Source organism: Lacticaseibacillus nasuensis JCM 17158 (genome assembly GCF_001434705.1).
GTDB classification, from domain to species: Bacteria; Bacillota; Bacilli; order Lactobacillales; family Lactobacillaceae; genus Lacticaseibacillus; species Lacticaseibacillus nasuensis.
The window spans coordinates 1-405 of the sequence record NZ_AZDJ01000034.1 but is presented as its reverse complement, the minus strand read 5'-3'; the positions used below and the strand labels follow the sequence as shown (position 1 = coordinate 405).

Here is a 405-nt window from a genome sequence, read left to right as displayed (position 1 = left end):
GACGACGACGCCAGTCAAGGAACCAAATGGCACAACCGATACTGTTGTTACTGACGATAAAGGCGGTCATACGGTCAATGGCACGGATGTGCCAACTGGCACCACCACGCCAACTGATGTCGGCAAAGGCACCACAGCGACACCGACGGATGACGGTGGGCTCCAGCTGCACCATGATAATGGCGACGGCACGACTACTGATACGACCATTAACCCGAAGGGCGAAGTGACTAGCCATGTCACCACCACACCGATTAAGAATGGCGATGATACAACTACGCCAGTAACTTCTGACGGTAAGGGCGGTCACACGGTCAACGGTAAGGATGTGCCGAGTGATGGGAAGCCGCACGATGTTGGTGACAACACCACTGCGACGACCACGCCTGACGGTAATGTGACAGT

Annotated in this window: 1 protein-coding gene; it reads left to right on the top strand. The window is 55.3% G+C overall.

The features are described 5' to 3' along the window. Positions 1–405: hypothetical protein (locus FD02_RS11320; RefSeq protein WP_202812905.1), on the top strand; the 405-nt coding region annotated here is incomplete at both ends.